Raw genomic sequence first — 16,811 nt, 5'->3', positions numbered from 1 at the left:
TGAAAACGCGAGTAATAATGAAATAGGAAGAGCAGAACATAACGGAATAGAAATCAGAGATAGTAGAACCCCCAATATATAGTAGAACCCCAACACATAGTGTTGAGGTTCTTAGATGCAACTATATAAACGGAACTATAGGTTTTGTGCTTTTGCCATTTTATTGGCTATTTTTGGTGCATACCAAAGACTTGGTGCAATGATCAGTGAAGCTGGGACGGCTGTGATTACAATAAATGATTGCAGTGCTGAAATGCCGCCACTGCCCATTGATATGAGAACAATCGCGACCGCACCCATAATCACACCCCAAAAGGCGCGAATTAAGGCATTAGGTTCTTCATCACCACTGATCACCATGGTGATGGTGTAAGTCATGGAGTCGCCAGTGGTGACAATAAATGTCGTAGTAAGCACGAGGAACAAGACCGAGATCAGAGTCGGGAATGGCAATTGTTGTGTAATCGCCAATAGTGCACCCGGCATGTTAAAGCCTTCAAAACCAGCCTTGATGATGCCAGGTGTCGCCAGCTCAAAAGCCAGCCCTGAACCACCGACAATGGTGAACCAGAAACATGTCACCAAAGGTGCTGCAATACTAATCGACAAGATCAATTGGCGAATAGTACGGCCGCGCGAGATACGAGCGATAAAGATCGCCATCATTGGTCCATAGCCAATAAACCAACCCCAAAAGAACACGGTCCACCAACCTAGCCACTCAGGGTCGCCACGATAAAGTGCCATCGGAACAAACTGGTCAATCATCTGCCCCAAGCCTTGAACATAACTATCAACAATAAAGCTTGTTGGACCGGCAATCAGAATAAAACCGATAAGTGCCGCCGCAAGAATAATATTGTAGCGGCTGATGAGCTGGATACCGCGATTCACGCCACTTAATGCCGATAGGGTATAGAACACCATGGCAAATACGACGACGGTTGCTTGCGTTGCAAAAGTATCTGGAATGCCAAAGAGCTCTTGCAGTGCGTAACTAATCTGTAAGCCAAGGAAGCCGATAGGGCCAATGGTGCCTGCCGCGACAGCAATAATGCTAAGGGCATCAACGGTATTGCCAAGCCAGCCAGTGATCACTCGCTGGCCAAATAACGGATAGAGTAATGTACGTGGCTTAAGAGGTAAGCCTTTGTCGTAATGCAGGTGCATGAGCACAACAGAAGACAAACAGCCTAGCACTGCCCAAGCAAGAAATCCCCAGTGCACGAAAGACTGTGACAGCGCGTTAATCGCATTGCTGTAAGGGTCAGCTGAACCAAATAAAGGCGGTGCAGAAACATAGTGTGCAATTGGTTCTGCTGCGGCCCAAAATACCCCACCTCCGGCCAGTAAGGTACACAGGATGATTGAGATCCATTTGAAGTTTTCGACATTTGGTGCAGAAAGTGCACCGAGTCGAACATCCCCTGTTTTGCCAAAGCACAGTGCGAGACCGATAACAAAGTTAGCGAGAAGGAGTATTTGCCAGAAGGCACCAAAATATTTCGTGGCCAGTTGAAAGCCAGAATCGACAACAGAAGAGAGGGCGACAGGGTGGGTTAGAGCAAGTAAAACAAATAACGTTAGGAAAGAGCCGCTGATCCAAAACACTGGATTATTCATTTCCAGTTTATCAGCTAACTGTTTCAGTCGTTCGGGCGGATGAATGGCGTCATACGCTGAGCGAGAAGCTGCCGAAGAGTCTACGACAGTATTAGAATTTGGCATTAAAAGTTCACTATTCATGTGCTGCTGTGATAGCCAGCAATGTTTGTTTTCTCACTATTCGACAAGCAAAGTGTGAGCTGAGTCATAAAAGCCGCACATCCTAACACATTGTTAGCATCGAAACAGGACTTTTTATTCCGCAGCCAACGTAGCGGCTGCTTAAATTTTGAACGCTGGTCGATTCAATAAGCATAAAACTTCGTATTGTAGGATTTGGCCTGCTTAACGTAAAAATTGGCAGATCAGCCGTTGGTGCTTTAGTGCGAAAGTCTCGATAAAAGAAAGCGTAAACACATTGTTAATTCATTGAATTAACGACAATAAATATTATTCCTCTTCGAAAAGTTGTTTAAGGGCGATCGCTATGGATGCGGACTGAGATGGCTCGATTGCTCTTGCCCAACCCATTCGCTTGCCATTTATTAAGCGATGAATATAATCCCGCGCCGCTTCATTTTAGGGGCTGATGATAAATAATGGCGACATTATTTTTAGTGATGATATTTAGCGCAACTTACCCGCCATGTTTGGATGGATGAAGGTAAGAAGGAAAATGTACCATGAAACAAATTAAGACCGTGATTGCCGCCGCTGTAATGGCTTCCATGCTTTCTGGCTGTATCGGCCAAATGGCAACGACTGGTTTTGTTATGCACGAAGTGAACATCAAGGGTGTTGATAACCGTTATGCTCGTGCTGGACTATATACCTTGATGTCACCTGTTTACGCAATCACGTCAATGGCGGATCTGTTCGTTGTTAACTCGATAGAGTTTTGGACTGGAACTAACCCCCTTAGTAAAAAAAGAGCATTGGCTGATATGCCGGCCAACTCTTACATTAAAGTGAACCATAAGATAGATAAGAAGCTAACAAGTGCACCGGTTAAGATCTCTATGCTGGATGGCAATACCACTCAAATGAACTTTGTTGATGATAATGGCCAATCACGAGTATTGCTGGGTGTGAGTGGCGAGGAGAGTGTTGATTTCTATCTAGATGGTGAGTACGTCACCACTGCGTCACATGATGAGTTAAAGGAATACGCAACCCTGTCGTAATATGCCAGTGGCGTTGTGAACCATAAGTACGCGTCGATCAATTTAAGCTGGTTTTTAGCATGAAAGCTTGCCTACATGAGATAAGGTCGGCTTTCATGACTATTGTTTATTATCGCTACCATTCACCATTCACCATTCACCATTCACCATTCACCATTCACTATTCACTATTCACTATTCTACGGTCTTCTACTGTCTTCTACTGTCTTCTACTGTCTTCTACGGTTGATGCGATAAGTCTGTCCGTTTTTATCAGAGCACTTAAAGATCTTGATATCAATGTGGCGCTAAATGGTAAGTGCGATTTTGTCATTCCTCTAAACTTTGCTCCATCAAACGAACACGTAAAACGCACCGTTATTTTTCCTGGTGTACCACTATTACAGGATGAACATAGACAGGATGTTTCTATTTGAGGAAACCACATTGAAAAGCACTATCACTAAATCCATTTTGTTTGTTGTTACTAGTTTTTTCGCGATGATGGCAACAGCCACTCACGCATTTGAGCTTGGCGTTGATAGCAAACGAGGGGTGACGTTTCAATTCGACAATATCATCGTCGGTGTTAACGACAACTACGTAAACGGCGGTATGGCGTTGATGCAAAAACCCATTTCGCAAGAGCACAATATTAGTTGGTTTGTAGAAGGTGGTGTTGGTTATAACTGGCACAGTGAAGCGATTGATATTCATGCGCCAGTGGGTATTCGTTGGGAACCTGTGAAAAACCTTGATGTCGATTTATTTGCCACTCCCGAAGTGAAGTTTAATAACGGTGCGGACTTAGGTGTTGGGGTGGATCTCGGTGTGTCTTGGAAGTTTTAATGACACGAGCGGATACAAAAAAGCGATGGTAATGACCATCGCTTTTTTCGTGAACATGTCGTATGTCACTCTATTGAATCATCGCTGAATAGCGACGTTTAATTTACGCGTTATTCGCTTGCTCTACCATCGACAGCGCAAGGGCTTCAGCGGCTTTAATACCATCGATACCTGCCGATAAAATTCCACCAGCATAACCCGCGCCTTCACCCGCAGGATAGAACCCTTTCAGATTTACGCTTTGATAATCTTTACCACGCTTGATACATACAGGAGAAGATGTACGTGTCTCCACGCCTGTGAGCAAGCCGTCTTCGCCGGCAAAACCTTTGATCTTTTTGTCAAATGCAGGAATGGCTTCACGAATCGCTTCAATGGCGAACTCTGGCAGTGCTTTTGAAATATCAGTCAGCTTAATGCCCGGAGTGAAAGAAGGGGCAACATCACCCAGTGCACTTGGATCGCGGCCTTTCAAGAAGTCGCCAATTTTTTGTGCTGGGGCGTCGTAGTTCTCACCGCCAAGTTGGAATGCGCCAGTTTCAAGCTCACGCTGTAATTGAATACCAGCTAGCGGATGACCTGGGAAATCTTCCTCTGGTGAAATACCCACTACAATCGCGCTGTTTGCGTTACGCTCAGCACGGGAGTATTGGCTCATACCATTTGTTACGACGCGACCTTCTTCTGATGTCGCGGCAACCACGGTTCCGCCCGGGCACATACAGAAGCTATAAACAGTACGACCATTTTTACAGTGGTGGACCAGTTTGTAGTCTGCGGCACCTAATATAGGGTTACCCGCGTTTTTGCCAAAGCGAGCTTCATCAATGACGGACTGCTTGTGCTCAATACGGAAACCCACAGAAAACGGTTTCGCTTCCATGTAAACACCACGTTCGTGCAGCATTTCAAAGGTATCACGAGCACTGTGACCAACGGCAAGAACAACGTGGCGAGACTGAATTTTTTCACCATCAGATAGCGTTAGACCCGTAATTTGACCATCTTCCATGTGGATGTCGTCAACGCGGGTACTAAAGCGAATTTCGCCGCCAAGCTCTATGATTTTAGCGCGCATTTTTTCAATCATGGTAACCAGTTTAAAGGTACCGATGTGCGGCTTGCTGACGTAACGAATTTCTTCTGGTGCGCCAGAGGCAACAAACTCTTCGATAACCTTGCGACCGTAGTGCTTCGGATCTTTCACTTGGCTATACAGTTTACCGTCCGAGAACGTACCCGCGCCGCCTTCACCAAACTGTACGTTGGATTCAGGGTTAAGTGTGCGCTTACGCCAAAAGCCAAAGGTGTCTTTGGTACGCTCGCGTACTTCTTTGCCACGCTCAACAATAATTGGGTTAAAGCCCATTTGAGCCAGTACAAGACCAGCAAACAAGCCACAAGGGCCAAAGCCAATTACAACCGGGCGCTCGGTTAAATTTGTCGGCGCTTGTGCAACAAACTTGTATTCCATGTCCGGCGTCACTTTAACGTGCGGGTCATTGGTAAATTGCTCGAGCAACTGAGCTTCGTTATCGACCACGACATCGAGCGTATAGATCAGTAGAATCTTACTTTTCTTACGAGCATCATAGCCACGCTTAAACATATTGAATGACAGGACTTGCTCAGCCGGAATGTTGAGTTTTTTCGCGATGGCGGCAAGAATTGCGTCTTCCTCGTGATCAAGAGGAAGCTTAATTTCGGTTAAACGTATCATGGTGATGTCTCGTGTTAGTAGGTGTCTTAGCGGGGTACCAAATTTGATACTACGCTCACAATGGCGCGCATTTTACGTGAAGTTGCTTTGTCTGTCATACTTAATTCAAACCACTGGGGCAGAGCAGCAATGCAAAACGTGATAAATTTATGCTTGGTATGATGTTGAATTTTACCCATGAATCCGTATCATCGCCCCTCCATAATAGGCGCGTACGGTTTTTCACTTATTGCCTATTGATTGACTGACTAACCAAGAGCTGATGACCATGGCATTTGTCGTAACAGATAATTGTATTCAATGTAAATTTACCGACTGTGTAGCGGTGTGCCCGGCCGATGCATTTTATGAAGGCCCGAACTTTATGGTGATCAGCCCAATAGACTGCATAGACTGCGGCCTTTGCGTTCCTGAATGTGATGCTCAGGCTATTTTCCAAGAAGACGAGCTGTCAGAAGATCAGCAAGTGTTTATTGCATTGAATGAAGAGCTAGCGGAAGTATGGCCAAACATAACTGAAGTGAAGCCTGCGATGGAAGAAGCCGATAAGTGGAATGGCGTACCCAACAAGCTCGGTATGCTAGAAAAATAGTCAGGCTCTGTTCGCCTCGTAGGGCACGTTAATAACGCTGTGGAACAATTACTAGATACAACATAAATATAGTGCCAGACAAAAAAACGCAGCCACTGACTCAGTGACTGCGTTTTTTGTATTCAAGTGATACTTACATCTGTATTCAAGTGACGTCTATATAATAGAGAGTTTCTAGCTATGCTGGCGGCGAAGGTTATCTAAAATAATACCTGTCGCCATCGCTACGTTGAGCGACTCGGCTCCACCAAAGGCTGGAATGGTAATTTTATCTGTCACGTGTTTTTCCGCTTCGGCCCGTACCCCATGAGATTCACTGCCCATCAGTAAGATACCTTGCGCAGAGAATTGGGTACTGTGGACGCTTTCGCCTTCAAGAAATGCGCCATAAACAGGGATGCTTGCCTGCTGCAAGTAGCTTGGCAAATCGATCAGGCTAACTTGAACGCGACCAAAGCTACCCATTGTGGCACGGATAGTTTTTGGGTTATAAGGATCAGCGCAATCAGTACTCGCGACAATGTGCTTGATGCCATACCAGTCGGCAATGCGAATAATGGTACCAAGGTTTCCGGGATCAGAGACACCATCTAAGGCAATCATCAATCCTTTTGCTTCAGGAATATCGTGGCTTGGTATTTCGACAATTGCCACAGCGGCGTTGTTACTCACTAAGCTGCTTGCTTTCGTCAACTCATCCAAAGACGCTTCAATACAATCAAAACGGCTGAGTGCTTGCGCATTCTCACTAAGAAACTCGCTGGTGGCAAAGATTTGTTTGACGGTAAGCGATGCGCCAACTAGCTCAAGAACGTTCTTTTCGCCCTCGACTAAAAACAAGCCATGCGCCTTGCGTTGTTTCTTTTGGCCTAATGCACGAAGTAGTTTTAATTGGTTTTTAGAAATCATAGTTATGTCCCAGATGAAAGCGCGGGCATTATAACCTCAAGTAACAGAGAGATGCGAGTGCTGGAGACATACCATGGCCCAATGTGCGAGTGCAATGGGATGAAGGAGTGGAGCGAATTCAATCGTGATACCTGTTAGGTCAACGTTGTCGATTGATGGGAGGGCCTAAAAATATCATTTTGAGGCTCTCATTGAACCTCAAAGATTCACTGGGTTTATGGGTGAGAACGCATCACTCGACTATTTAATACTACGCACGACTATTTAATAATACGCACAGAGTCGGCTTCAACCGCTGCTTCACTGTCATTTTTCTCAATTTCACCAAAGATTTTTACCTTATCTTTTGGTGTAACAGTTTGGCCTCCCCATTCGTCTGCTTCAATTTCAATTGGCATCTGACCTGTACTATCTTGGAAGGTGTAGATGTCATTTCCCATTGACTTAACAATATGGCCAACGAGAGTCACCTTGTTTCCATCGGTTAACCAACCCGCATTCATGACTTCTTCGACAGTACTTAATGTGTCATCTACAGATGGGCCTTGAAATCCACCTGCGGTTGTTTGCATGGCTTCTTTGTTTATTGTTTCTTCTGAAGCTAAAGCAGAAGCAGAAAAAAGTATGGACGAAAGTAGAAAGATAGATGTTTTTTTCATAGTTTCCTCGTTAACTAATAGTTTCCTCGTTAACCAATAGTGTCCCCGTTAACTAAACGTGAGCTAATCACAACTTCAAGTAACAGATACCAATCATCAAGGTAAAGTATATAGCAGTGCACTGAGATTGCTAATTGTTGGTTGCTTGGAGGTTGCCATACATTTTGGCGTTATCATCTTTCATGCTCAATGACGATATTTGCAAAATAAGCTGCTAATAAATGGACATTGAAAAATCTATCTAGAATACGCGTTTTAACCACGCTTTCTTGTAGGATTATGTGAGTCGGTACAAAAAAGCCCTCAATAAACTGAGGGCTTTGAATACTGCCAGTAGGGGGGACTGAATCAGTATTTTTCTAAAATGTTGGCAATGTGTTCTGTTGTTTGTGCAGAAATGATTGCTTCAACGTCTTCATCGTTTTGGAACAATTCTGACAGCGCCATAATCGTTTGAATATGGCTGTCTGAATCCTTGGCCGCTAAGGTGACAGAAAAATATACAGCGCCGTTATCTTCTGACTCTAGATCAACACCGTGTTTGAAGACGGTGATTTGCAATGCAGCTTCATTGACACCATCTTCTGGACGAGCATGTGGCATTGCAATCTTTGGTGCAAGCACATAATACGCGCCAATCTCTTGATGTTTTTGCTTAATTGCAGCTAAGTAGGTCGCTTCAACTTTGCCATGTTCAAGAAGTTTTGAACAAGTGATGTCTAGTGCTGCATCAACGCTTAAGTTTGTTTCTGTAGAGATAACAATGTTATCGCCAATTAACTTCATAATGCTCATGACACAATCCATCCAAGAATAAGACCAACCACACCAAAGTCAAAGTCAGCGAAGGTAGTAGCTTCTAAGCCAATATTGCCAAGTACTGGGAGTAGCAGCATTGGTAAGAACGAGATACATAGACCTTGTGCAAATGCACCTAGAATAGCACCGCGTAGACCACCTGTTGCGTTACCATAAACGCCAGATGCACCACCTACGAAGAAGTGAGGAACAACACCCGCAACAATGATAGTCCAATCAAACATGCCTTGGATGCCCATAGCTAAAAGGCCTGCTGAGAATGAAGACAAGAAGCCGATGAGTACAGCGTTTGGTGCAACTGGGAATACCATTGGACAATCTAGAGCCGGTTTTGCTCCTGGAACCAGTTTGTCGGAAATGCCTTTAAATGCTGGGACGATTTCTGCAATCAGCATTTTCACACCTTGAAGAACGATGTAAACACCACCAGCAAAAATAAGAGATTGTAGAAAAGTGAAGACGACCCAGTTTTGACCGTCAGAAACGGTTTCAACAAAGTCACCGCCAGCAAAAATGGAGGCAAACAGGAAGAAGATTGCCATGGTTACCGCTACGGCTACAGGTGTATCACGTAAGAACATTAAGCTCTTTGGTACGTTCATATCTTCAGTAGTGGTAGACGTGTCACCAAATTTGCTGCCGATATAACCAGAAACCAAGTACGACAGGGTTGAGAAGTGACCCATCGCCAGCTGATCAGTACCCATTACTTTCTCGGTGTACTTCTGAGCCAGCGCCGGCATGATAACCATTAGCGAACCGACGATCACCGCACCGACAGCCACTAATACTGTGCCAGTAATGCCCGCTGTAGAAAGAATCACAGCAACCAACATCGACATAAACATCGTGTGGTGACCTGTTAAGAATATATACTTAAGCGGTGTAAAACGAGCTAAGAGAATATTAACAACGAAAGCGAAGAACATGATCAAAGCCATTTCGTAGCCAAATGCTTCTTGTGCTAAAGCAACAATAGCTTCGTTATTTGGAATAACACCACTTACGCCAAACGCTTCTGTAAATACTACGGAAAAGTTATTTAAAGCGCCAACTAGAGCGCCAGCACCAAACCCTAAAATTAGGAAACCCATTACGGTTTTAATCGTGCCTTTTAGAATGGTTGAAACATCTGCTTTCTGAGCAACTAAGCCTATGAAAGCAATAAGTCCAACCATTATTGCTGGCTCTTTTAATAAGCCAAGCATAAATTCAAAAAAGTTAGCCATTATATATTACCTTAGATGATTGCTTTTAATTGCTCTTCAATTGATGCCTTGTCAAAGATATTGGCTAGACTAATAATGTTTGTTTTACCAGCGTCTTCAAGTTGAGAGGCAACATCGGTTGCAGCAACCCAAATATCAGCCTTAGTTGACGCCGCTGATGACAGATCTTCGTGATCAACTTCAGCTTCTAAGCCTATTTTCTTTACAACTTCTTTAACTGCCATTTCCATCATTAATGAAGTGCCAAGGCCATTTCCGCATACAACCATAATCTTTTTCATAATATATCTCTGTAGGGTTCGTTGATCTAAAAATAAGTGTTTCACGTCTTGATGGAGAGGATGTTACCTAAAATCTCTATGATTGATATCGACCTGGCTCACAAAGTCAAAATGCTCTTGTGACCAGGGTCACACTAAATGGCGAATAACCCCAAATGGTAAAAAATAAAATTTGGTGGTCACTAGGGATTTTAATGCTAATTTTTTAGGGAGGAAATAAAGTGTGATCTAAGTCTTGTGTGCAGTTGCTTATATGGAGTAATAGGTTTTACTTGCCATATTCTGTAATCATTTTTTTCAGAAGTGAGTTAACATCTTTTGTTTTCTTATTTCGTTTTGTTAGTGCACTAAGAGACGTCGGTAATTCCAGTTCTTCGTTAGTTTCAAACTCTTCTTCTATTTGTTCTTTCAATTTTTGAACAGCAGGGAGTAACATTCTCACTTCTTCACCGCTTTCATTTTCTAAAACAACGATGTTTTCAGATTCTACTTGTTTAATGGTTAATAAACCGTGTTTTAACGATTCATATTTTCTTCCTACCATAGAGGATTGAGGAGGAACAGAGCGATCGGTTATTTGACCGCTGCGAAGTTTTGCCGCTGTGGTCGCTCGAATATTTCCTGTATTTTCAAACGCAACGATAACCGTGTGAGTATTGTAATACTCAACGATTATGACGGAACCATGTTTTTTGGTTTCAAAAAACGCACCGACTTGCATATCTTTTGGAGCGTCCATTTTCTTTATTAACATTCAATGTTACCTAGTACAACGTGATTTTTTAACTCTCTATAATTATATACACGACTGCCGTGACAATGCATTATAAATTGTTGGTGAGATTTGTTTCATTTTTTAATCTTAAAAACAGTGGTTTAGTTATATAGTAAAATGATCTTAAGATCTTACGCGATATCATGGCGTAAGCGATTTGGGTAACACAGCTCGATTTTTGTGGAAACTGAAGTAGAAATGTTTCGCAGGGAGGGAATAGAAAGTAAAAAAGAGAGATTGGTTCACTGCTTGTGTGAGATGAGCGCGCGCCCCGGCATAAAATCAGTGACTTAGACACTTCAAAAGATTGAGTAGTGATCTTACTGCACTTAACCGTTAGAATTGCCAGCTTTTCATGCCCATGCAGCGTTGCGCTCTATAGGGCTAATATTCGATATAGAGCGCCATATGCACATTTCAGAATCCTGTTTCACGCCCTTTAAGACGCCAATTGCTGAGTTCTCATTGCCGGAGCGATTCACTTATCCATTTTATTATACGCCTCATCCGTTAAGTCTATTGGCTGCGCAAGAGCTACAGCAACATCTCAGTACCCAATCAGAATGGCAACATAACTTTGGCCTGGAGGGAAATACTGATGGGGCCGTTGGCAAAATGTTTGGCGTGCTGGTGGTTAAAAATAGCCAAGGTGAAATGGGTTATCTATCCGCATTTTCGGGGAAAGTCGCTGAACAGAATTTGCTGCCGGGCTTTGTGCCACCAGTATTCGATATGTTAGCTGCAGATAGTTTCTTTCACGCAGGGCAGGATGAAATTAATCAATATAGTCGTCAAATAAATGCGCTTGAAGCTGCACCAGAACTTGCTAGCGTTCGCTTAACACTACAAGAAGTCACACAAGCGGCAGATGATGCACTAAAAGCCCATCGTAGTCAGATGGTTGAAGGACGTAAAGTTAGAAAAGCCCAGCGCGCCGAGGCAGCCGAATTACCGGATGAAGCGCGCCAAGCATTAAAGCAGCAGCTCAGCCAAGCAAGCGTGATAGAAAAGCTACAGCTTCGTGATCTTAAGCTATATTGGGAGGCGCGCATCGCTGCGGCACAGAGCGAATTGAACGATCTCAATGACAAGATAAATCCACTGAAGCAGGCGCGTAAAGCACTGTCTGCTGGGCTACAACAGCAGTTGTTTGATCAATACCAGTTTTTGAATGCAAATGGTCAAGTGAAAAACTTAGGCGAACTTTTTGCTAAGACTACCCCAGGTGTACCACCAGCTGCTGCAGGGGAGTGTGCTGCGCCTAAGCTATTACAATATGCGTTTAAGTGGGGTATGACACCATTGGCTTTAGCGGAGTTTTGGTGGGGCTTACCACCGAAGTCATCCATCCGACAGCATAAAAACTACTACCCAGCTTGTCAGGGTAAGTGCCATCCCATTCTTACGCATATGCTTGAAGGTTTAGAGGTGGACGACAACCCGCTACTCAAGAATCCAGCGGAAGGTAAGAGCGTAGATATTATCTATCAAGATGAGGACATGGCAGTGGTGCATAAGCCCGCTGATTTTTTGTCGGTACCAGGAAAAACCATTGAAGATTCTGTTTATCTGCGAATGAAGCAGGCGTTTCCAGACGCCACTGGCCCATTGATCGTGCATCGTTTGGATATGTCGACATCGGGTTTGATGGTTATAGCGATCAGTAAGCGAGCAAATAAGAGCTTACAAAAACAGTTTATTCAGCGCACGGTTGAAAAGCGCTATGTGGCATTAATTGATGGCGTACTTGAAGAAAATGAAGGACGCATCGCATTGCCAATGCGTGGTGACCTAGACGATAGACCGCGCCAACTGATTTGTTTTGAACACGGTAAACCCGCTGAAACCACATGGCAGGTCATTGAGCGCAAAGATAATCGAACTAAGGTTTACCTTTCACCCAAAACCGGGCGTACTCATCAATTAAGAGTGCATTGTGCCCACGCTCTTGGATTACACATGCCAATAGTAGGGGATGACTTGTATGGCACAACAGCAAATCGCCTGCATTTGCATGCTGAATTATTGATTCTTGATCACCCTATCACCCATGAGCGCATGACGTTTCAGGTAGAGGCTGAGTTTTAGTTGTCACTAGGGTATCTCGTTAGCGACGACCTTCAATAAAATACTGGTAGTCTAAATAGGCTCGATAGACTTTTGTGGATATAGGCTTCTCATAGACTCGCGCATCATCAATTTTTGCCATAGACCAGCCTTGAAAAATAGGCAGGTCATAGCCGATCAAATCCGGCCCTTCTTGCCGTGATAGCAATTTGTAACGAAGATTCTGCACGTGATACCAAGGTGAGCTCTTTCCCCTAAAGTGATTGAGAATAGGGTACTGAATGAGGAAAATCTCGCAGCACACTAGTTGGGCCAGCATACAATCGATACTATTTTGCTGTTCTTCGGGGTAGAAGAGCAGCACCTTTTTAAGCTCGCGGTTACAATCTTGGATAATGCTAGGCAATATACCTCCTCAACCCATGTGACAGGCAACCATAGCAACAACGATTTGTTTTGTTGTGACTGATTTCAACGCAGCGGTGATTGTTGAAAGGATGAACGTCACGCTTCGAAGTACGCTTTTGGCGTGTTCTTTTTGATTTCATGAACATTGTCTTTCGATGCTACAAAGCAACCAATTTGGTGAGCATGTCACTTGAACTACCTGTATATTCTTGTGCGCTGAAAAAGTGGATGTAATCTTCTTTCTTCAGTGGTCGCCAAGTACTGTTATAGCTTCCATCTTGGTTTAGAAGTCCATTGAATCGCGCAGGTTGATTGTAAGCTTTGAATAGAACTTCATACTGAAGGAGCATTATGGTCTTTCCTAAAAGTACTCTGGTAAACGCCGCCTCGACGACTTTAGAGCGAGCTGCTTCTGAAGTTGCCGCAACTATCGTACTTAGATCCCCATTCATTTTTGTCAATCCACTACCGCCCTTTCTAAGAGAGCCTTCTAAGCCGCCAAGGTTTAGAGAGTTTGGCATGTCAGTATGATTGTAAGTCGTGAGATTGTAACGTGTATTGCCTTGTGTGTAGGCGACAAGTTTGAAGTTAGGCGATGCAAAATGGTACTGATTAGTCTCGAAGTTGACGGTTATTTCTGCTCCGTTTTTTGCGTCAATATCTGCCTTTCTGAAAGCGATTAGAAAGTTCTTATATTTCCTTGTGGTTAGTTCTAAATTCATAAGCCTACCAAAGTTTATCCATCCAATGTCGACATCCTAATGTCTTTACCTAGCTGATTGAGCTTAGTTTTCTAATGACTATTAATCTAGGAGAATGGTAGAAAATGAGTAAAGATTTCATGAGTGTTTCCTTTGGTACTTATTTGTCTTGGCAGAATAATTAGTTCATAAGCCAAGCTAACAAAGGCAAGTGTATGGAGCTCATTGAAATAGGGTGAGAGAGGCGGTAGAGCTTGAGTCGGTTCAGGCATGGTTCCAATAATCAACTGTCGCCTGTAGAGTATGAAAAGCAATATAAAAAGAGGCTAACTAGCATCTAGTGATGTGGTGGCTATTCAGTTCCTATAAGATCAACGCCGCTTAGGTAGCAAGCTATAATCTGCTACATATTTGCTATGCAGAATGCCGAAAACTACAAAGGGCTAGCAGTTACTAACTTGTTAGCCCTTTTAATATGGCGCTCCCGACAGGATTAGTTTATCTAATTTAATGGTTCTTAACCTTTCTTATTTCTTCTTAACTAACATGTACTTAGTCGGCTTCAGGGCTTAGTGTTGCTCCTGTAGATTGTTAACTTAGTTTAACGATTTTTAACGTCTTTTAACGTGAGTTTGGGGATGAAAAAGGGATGAGTAGGAGAAATGAATGCCTTATATGAACATGACTAAAACGGCGATATTATCGCTTCCTGTTACTGATAAAAGAGTCAAGTATTCTGATAAAGGTGGGGCCAAATCCGTTCCGGGACTGAAGCTGCATGTATTGCCTTCGGGTGAAAAAATTTATTATTTTCGAAAATCGATAAATGGAAAAGTTGTTGAGAAAAAGTTGGGGAACTTCATCAGCTTGTCGGTCGAAAACGCTAGGAAAATGGCCTTAGAATACAGCAACACAAGTGCATATGAAATACACACAAATTACGACAATATGACGTTTGACGAGCTGTTTGATAAACACATAAAGCTGTTTGAAAACGAAGTGTTGACGGGGTCAAAAAGGGAAGAGAGTTTAAAAGCAGCAGAAAGATACTACAGGATTCATATTAAAGGAATATTAGGTAAAAAGAAGATAGGTAGCTTTACATTTGAGGATGCAACACGATTTTCTAGTAATCAGGGGGCTGAGAAAGGATACGCAATACATAACCTATGCTTAACGACACTAAAGTCGATGTTTAATAAATCAGGAGTGCCTTTTAATCCTTTTCAAAGAGTTAAAAAAGTGGAAGAAGCACCATACCGAAAGACTCGCTTTCTATCTCAGGATGAAATTGCCAAGTTGCTTGGCGCGGCATTAACAGAACCAAAAACCTACCAGGATGTGATAATAGCATTATTACTTACCGCTCAAAGGAAGTCGTCTGTCTTTGGGATGGAATGGAAAGAACTGAATATGGATGCTTGCTTGTGGTATATCCCAGCTCATCGATACAAGGGTAATCGCGAGCACGTTGTCCCATTGTGTGAAGAATTGATGCAAATATTGCGCAGGAGGCAAGCTGAAGAATCGTCGGACACAAAGTTTGTGTTTCCTAGCCCAAGGGACAGAGGAAAGCCTCTTTCAAACAAATCTGGAGTTGGTAGCTTTTGGGATAGGATCATAAAAAGAGCAGGATTCTATGATCCTGGGAACTCAAAAATACATGTTACGATAAGAGATCTTCGCAGGACAGCAGCAACTTACCAATACTTAGCGTCTAAAGATATTCGTGCTGTCGCTCAATTATTGGGACATCGCAACTTAAATACAACAGCATGGGTTTATACTATATCAAACACAGATGCTCTAAAGCCAATGCACCAGAAATCTGTTGATTCTATGCTGAATGCTATAAAAAATAAAAGTGAATAGCTATTAGTTGTCAACCTTATTACTAAGACGATTTACCTACAATTACGTGCTGACTTCTGAAGTGCAAATGTGAGTGATGTTCGAGTCAGTTGGCAGCACGTAATCCTTGTATTACAACATGATAGTTAATTATGAATTGATGTTTTTTAAATTTGAAGAATAAAACGACATTATCTGAAATCTAAAAACAATAGTTTCAATCACCACCTCGACTGATGTCATGATATACCAGAAAATCAGACTCTCTTTGGATTGATAGTGCTGATAAAGTGTAGCTCAATGGGGATTTCTACTGATTTATGAGGCGCAATACCAACCAAGCCAAACTGAACCAATAGCAGTAACTAATGTCAGCAATCCCATATTGTTATTTACCCAGTTCATAGAGCCTCCTTTTAATTGATTGGTATAAAACAGAAGTGCGTTTCAAAATTGAGTATAAAACAGGGGTACGTTGTCGCAAGACTAGGAAAAGAAGATTACGAGGGGGATCAGTAGATAATAAAAAACAGCCCACCAAAAGTGCGGAGGGCTGGCGTTAGGCCTCACAATATACCTAACAAAATTTAAGGTGTTCACGCTTCATCAGTGGTCATCATTCAAGCCCAGATAAAATGGCAAGAGTTTCAACTGCATCCTATCGAGGTGATTTTGTTGTAAACGTAGAACATGTAATTGGTTGGGAAGAAGTAAACCAGAAATGACGTTAAACAACTCGATGCACAAAAGAATTTCTTCGATATTCATATCGCTACTGATGAGCAGGTCGACGAGCGATTCTCTTTCAATAGAACACAGTTCAATGACGCTATTAATGGGTCTATCCATCAACTTTATTTGGGCTGCAATTAGCTCAATGTGCTTGTTGTAACGGTGATGTGTGCCATCATCCCATAGGTTTATTTTGCGTAGTATCGCCAGTGCATGCAGTAGCTCAAGCTCTAGTTCTAATTCTGCAATCACCTTTGTGTTATCTAATTTCATCTATATGCCTCCACCTCACACTCATAGGCTAAATGAGACCTAACGTTTGAACTGTTGGGTTTTATTTCTGTCGACTATCTTTGGTTTGGGAACTTTTACATGAGTTGTTAGGTTATATGCAGAAAAAAAACGAGCTAGGATCTGATATTTTTCGAGTCTAGTTTTTTGAGATTCATGC

17 protein-coding genes are annotated in these 16,811 nt (G+C 42.9%); 6 read left to right on the top strand and 11 right to left on the bottom strand.

Annotation, left to right across the window (positions count from 1 at the left end):
* Positions 1-135: 135 nt before the first annotated feature.
* Positions 136-1,728: a BCCT family transporter gene (locus M9196_RS00085; RefSeq protein ID WP_250615499.1), complete on the bottom strand. Its 1,593-nt coding sequence runs from the start codon at positions 1,726-1,728 to the stop codon at positions 136-138.
* Positions 1,729-2,288: 560 nt separating this feature from the next.
* On the opposite strand from M9196_RS00085, the gene M9196_RS00080 reads away from it, so the two are divergent.
* The 3 genes from M9196_RS00080 to M9196_RS00070 all read left to right on the top strand — a co-directional run bounded on the left by M9196_RS00080 (position 2,289) and on the right by M9196_RS00070 (position 3,617).
* A complete protein-coding gene (locus M9196_RS00080) occupies positions 2,289-2,789 on the top strand; it encodes a DUF3332 family protein (RefSeq protein WP_250615498.1) in 501 nt (166 codons plus the stop codon).
* A 95-nt stretch (positions 2,790-2,884) separates the two neighbouring features.
* Positions 2,885-3,205 carry a hypothetical protein gene (locus M9196_RS00075; RefSeq protein WP_250615497.1) on the top strand — a complete coding sequence of 107 codons (321 nt, stop codon included), beginning with the start codon at positions 2,885-2,887 and terminating at the stop codon, positions 3,203-3,205.
* A 10-nt stretch (positions 3,206-3,215) separates the two neighbouring features.
* Entirely contained in the window at positions 3,216-3,617 is a 402-nt protein-coding gene (locus M9196_RS00070; RefSeq protein ID WP_250615496.1) for a hypothetical protein, read from the top strand.
* A 103-nt stretch (positions 3,618-3,720) separates the two neighbouring features.
* Here the strand turns inward: M9196_RS00070 and M9196_RS00065 are convergent, their stop codons facing one another.
* The gene (locus M9196_RS00065; RefSeq protein WP_250615495.1) at positions 3,721-5,337 is read right to left on the bottom strand and encodes an NAD(P)/FAD-dependent oxidoreductase; all 1,617 of its coding nucleotides are present in this window, start codon (positions 5,335-5,337) and stop codon (positions 3,721-3,723) included.
* A 268-nt stretch (positions 5,338-5,605) separates the two neighbouring features.
* Here M9196_RS00065 and fdxA point away from each other — a divergent pair, with 268 nt between their 5' ends.
* Positions 5,606-5,929 (top strand): ferredoxin FdxA, encoded by a 324-nt coding sequence (gene fdxA / locus M9196_RS00060; protein WP_250615494.1) that lies wholly within the window; start codon positions 5,606-5,608, stop codon positions 5,927-5,929.
* 174 nt (positions 5,930-6,103) lie between these two features.
* Here fdxA and M9196_RS00055 read toward each other — a convergent pair whose 3' ends face one another.
* From M9196_RS00055 to M9196_RS00030, 6 genes are all read right to left on the bottom strand, one after another.
* On the bottom strand, positions 6,104-6,838 hold the full coding sequence (locus M9196_RS00055; protein ID WP_250615493.1) for an RNA methyltransferase: 735 nt from the start codon (positions 6,836-6,838) through the stop codon (positions 6,104-6,106).
* Positions 6,839-7,098: 260 nt separating this feature from the next.
* The gene (locus tag M9196_RS00050; RefSeq protein WP_250615492.1) at positions 7,099-7,497 is read right to left on the bottom strand and encodes a YgiW/YdeI family stress tolerance OB fold protein; all 399 of its coding nucleotides are present in this window, start codon (positions 7,495-7,497) and stop codon (positions 7,099-7,101) included.
* Positions 7,498-7,845: 348 nt separating this feature from the next.
* A complete protein-coding gene (locus tag M9196_RS00045; protein WP_250615491.1) occupies positions 7,846-8,292 on the bottom strand; it encodes a PTS sugar transporter subunit IIA in 447 nt (148 codons plus the stop codon).
* Entirely contained in the window at positions 8,289-9,545 is a 1,257-nt protein-coding gene (locus M9196_RS00040; protein ID WP_250615490.1) for a PTS ascorbate transporter subunit IIC, read from the bottom strand. The genes M9196_RS00045 and M9196_RS00040 overlap by 4 nt, the downstream gene beginning before the upstream one ends.
* 11 nt (positions 9,546-9,556) lie before the next feature.
* A complete protein-coding gene (locus tag M9196_RS00035; protein ID WP_250615489.1) occupies positions 9,557-9,826 on the bottom strand; it encodes a PTS sugar transporter subunit IIB in 270 nt (89 codons plus the stop codon).
* Between the two features lie 268 nt (positions 9,827-10,094).
* Positions 10,095-10,580: a hypothetical protein gene (locus M9196_RS00030; protein WP_250615488.1), complete on the bottom strand. Its 486-nt coding sequence runs from the start codon at positions 10,578-10,580 to the stop codon at positions 10,095-10,097.
* A gap of 429 nt (positions 10,581-11,009) precedes the next feature.
* Between M9196_RS00030 and M9196_RS00025 the strand changes: the two genes are divergently transcribed.
* Positions 11,010-12,689 (top strand): RluA family pseudouridine synthase, encoded by a 1,680-nt coding sequence (locus M9196_RS00025; protein WP_250615487.1) that lies wholly within the window; start codon positions 11,010-11,012, stop codon positions 12,687-12,689.
* A 19-nt stretch (positions 12,690-12,708) separates the two neighbouring features.
* On the opposite strand, the gene M9196_RS00020 is transcribed toward M9196_RS00025, so the two are convergent.
* Both M9196_RS00020 and M9196_RS00015 read right to left on the bottom strand, forming a co-directional pair.
* Complete coding sequence (locus M9196_RS00020) at positions 12,709-13,074, bottom strand: hypothetical protein (protein WP_250615486.1); 366 nt, start codon at positions 13,072-13,074, stop codon at positions 12,709-12,711.
* A 160-nt stretch (positions 13,075-13,234) separates the two neighbouring features.
* The gene (locus M9196_RS00015; protein ID WP_250615485.1) at positions 13,235-13,798 is read right to left on the bottom strand and encodes a hypothetical protein; all 564 of its coding nucleotides are present in this window, start codon (positions 13,796-13,798) and stop codon (positions 13,235-13,237) included.
* A 645-nt stretch (positions 13,799-14,443) separates the two neighbouring features.
* Here M9196_RS00015 and M9196_RS00010 point away from each other — a divergent pair.
* Positions 14,444-15,649 carry a tyrosine-type recombinase/integrase gene (locus M9196_RS00010; protein WP_250615484.1) on the top strand — a complete coding sequence of 402 codons (1,206 nt, stop codon included), beginning with the start codon at positions 14,444-14,446 and terminating at the stop codon, positions 15,647-15,649.
* 585 nt (positions 15,650-16,234) lie between these two features.
* Here M9196_RS00010 and M9196_RS00005 read toward each other — a convergent pair.
* Positions 16,235-16,633 carry a hypothetical protein gene (locus tag M9196_RS00005; RefSeq protein ID WP_250615483.1) on the bottom strand — a complete coding sequence of 133 codons (399 nt, stop codon included), beginning with the start codon at positions 16,631-16,633 and terminating at the stop codon, positions 16,235-16,237.
* Positions 16,634-16,811: the final 178 nt, after the last annotated feature.

The sequence above is a fragment of the Vibrio methylphosphonaticus genome, assembly GCF_023634655.1.
Classification (GTDB): Bacteria; Pseudomonadota; Gammaproteobacteria; order Enterobacterales; family Vibrionaceae; genus Vibrio; species Vibrio methylphosphonaticus.
The sequence above is the reverse complement of the archived record's forward strand: the minus strand, read 5'-3'. Positions and strand labels throughout refer to the sequence as shown.

What these genes read in the sequence shown, in the direction of transcription:
- M9196_RS00085 (WP_250615499.1), bottom strand. Translation starts at nt 1,728, where the DNA reads ATGCCAAATTCTAATACTGTCGTAGACTCTTCGGCAGCTTCTCGCTCA.
- M9196_RS00080 (WP_250615498.1), top strand. Translation starts at nt 2,289, where the DNA reads ATGAAACAAATTAAGACCGTGATTGCCGCCGCTGTAATGGCTTCCATG.
- M9196_RS00075 (WP_250615497.1), top strand. Translation starts at nt 2,885, where the DNA reads ATGACTATTGTTTATTATCGCTACCATTCACCATTCACCATTCACCAT.
- M9196_RS00065 (WP_250615495.1), bottom strand. Translation starts at nt 5,337, where the DNA reads ATGATACGTTTAACCGAAATTAAGCTTCCTCTTGATCACGAGGAAGAC.
- fdxA (WP_250615494.1), top strand. Translation starts at nt 5,606, where the DNA reads ATGGCATTTGTCGTAACAGATAATTGTATTCAATGTAAATTTACCGAC.
- M9196_RS00055 (WP_250615493.1), bottom strand. Translation starts at nt 6,838, where the DNA reads ATGATTTCTAAAAACCAATTAAAACTACTTCGTGCATTAGGCCAAAAG.
- M9196_RS00050 (WP_250615492.1), bottom strand. Translation starts at nt 7,497, where the DNA reads ATGAAAAAAACATCTATCTTTCTACTTTCGTCCATACTTTTTTCTGCT.
- M9196_RS00045 (WP_250615491.1), bottom strand. Translation starts at nt 8,292, where the DNA reads ATGAGCATTATGAAGTTAATTGGCGATAACATTGTTATCTCTACAGAA.
- M9196_RS00040 (WP_250615490.1), bottom strand. Translation starts at nt 9,545, where the DNA reads ATGGCTAACTTTTTTGAATTTATGCTTGGCTTATTAAAAGAGCCAGCA.
- M9196_RS00035 (WP_250615489.1), bottom strand. Translation starts at nt 9,826, where the DNA reads ATGAAAAAGATTATGGTTGTATGCGGAAATGGCCTTGGCACTTCATTA.
- M9196_RS00030 (WP_250615488.1), bottom strand. Translation starts at nt 10,580, where the DNA reads ATGTTAATAAAGAAAATGGACGCTCCAAAAGATATGCAAGTCGGTGCG.
- M9196_RS00025 (WP_250615487.1), top strand. Translation starts at nt 11,010, where the DNA reads ATGCACATTTCAGAATCCTGTTTCACGCCCTTTAAGACGCCAATTGCT.
- M9196_RS00015 (WP_250615485.1), bottom strand. Translation starts at nt 13,798, where the DNA reads ATGAATTTAGAACTAACCACAAGGAAATATAAGAACTTTCTAATCGCT.
- M9196_RS00010 (WP_250615484.1), top strand. Translation starts at nt 14,444, where the DNA reads ATGCCTTATATGAACATGACTAAAACGGCGATATTATCGCTTCCTGTT.
- M9196_RS00005 (WP_250615483.1), bottom strand. Translation starts at nt 16,633, where the DNA reads ATGAAATTAGATAACACAAAGGTGATTGCAGAATTAGAACTAGAGCTT.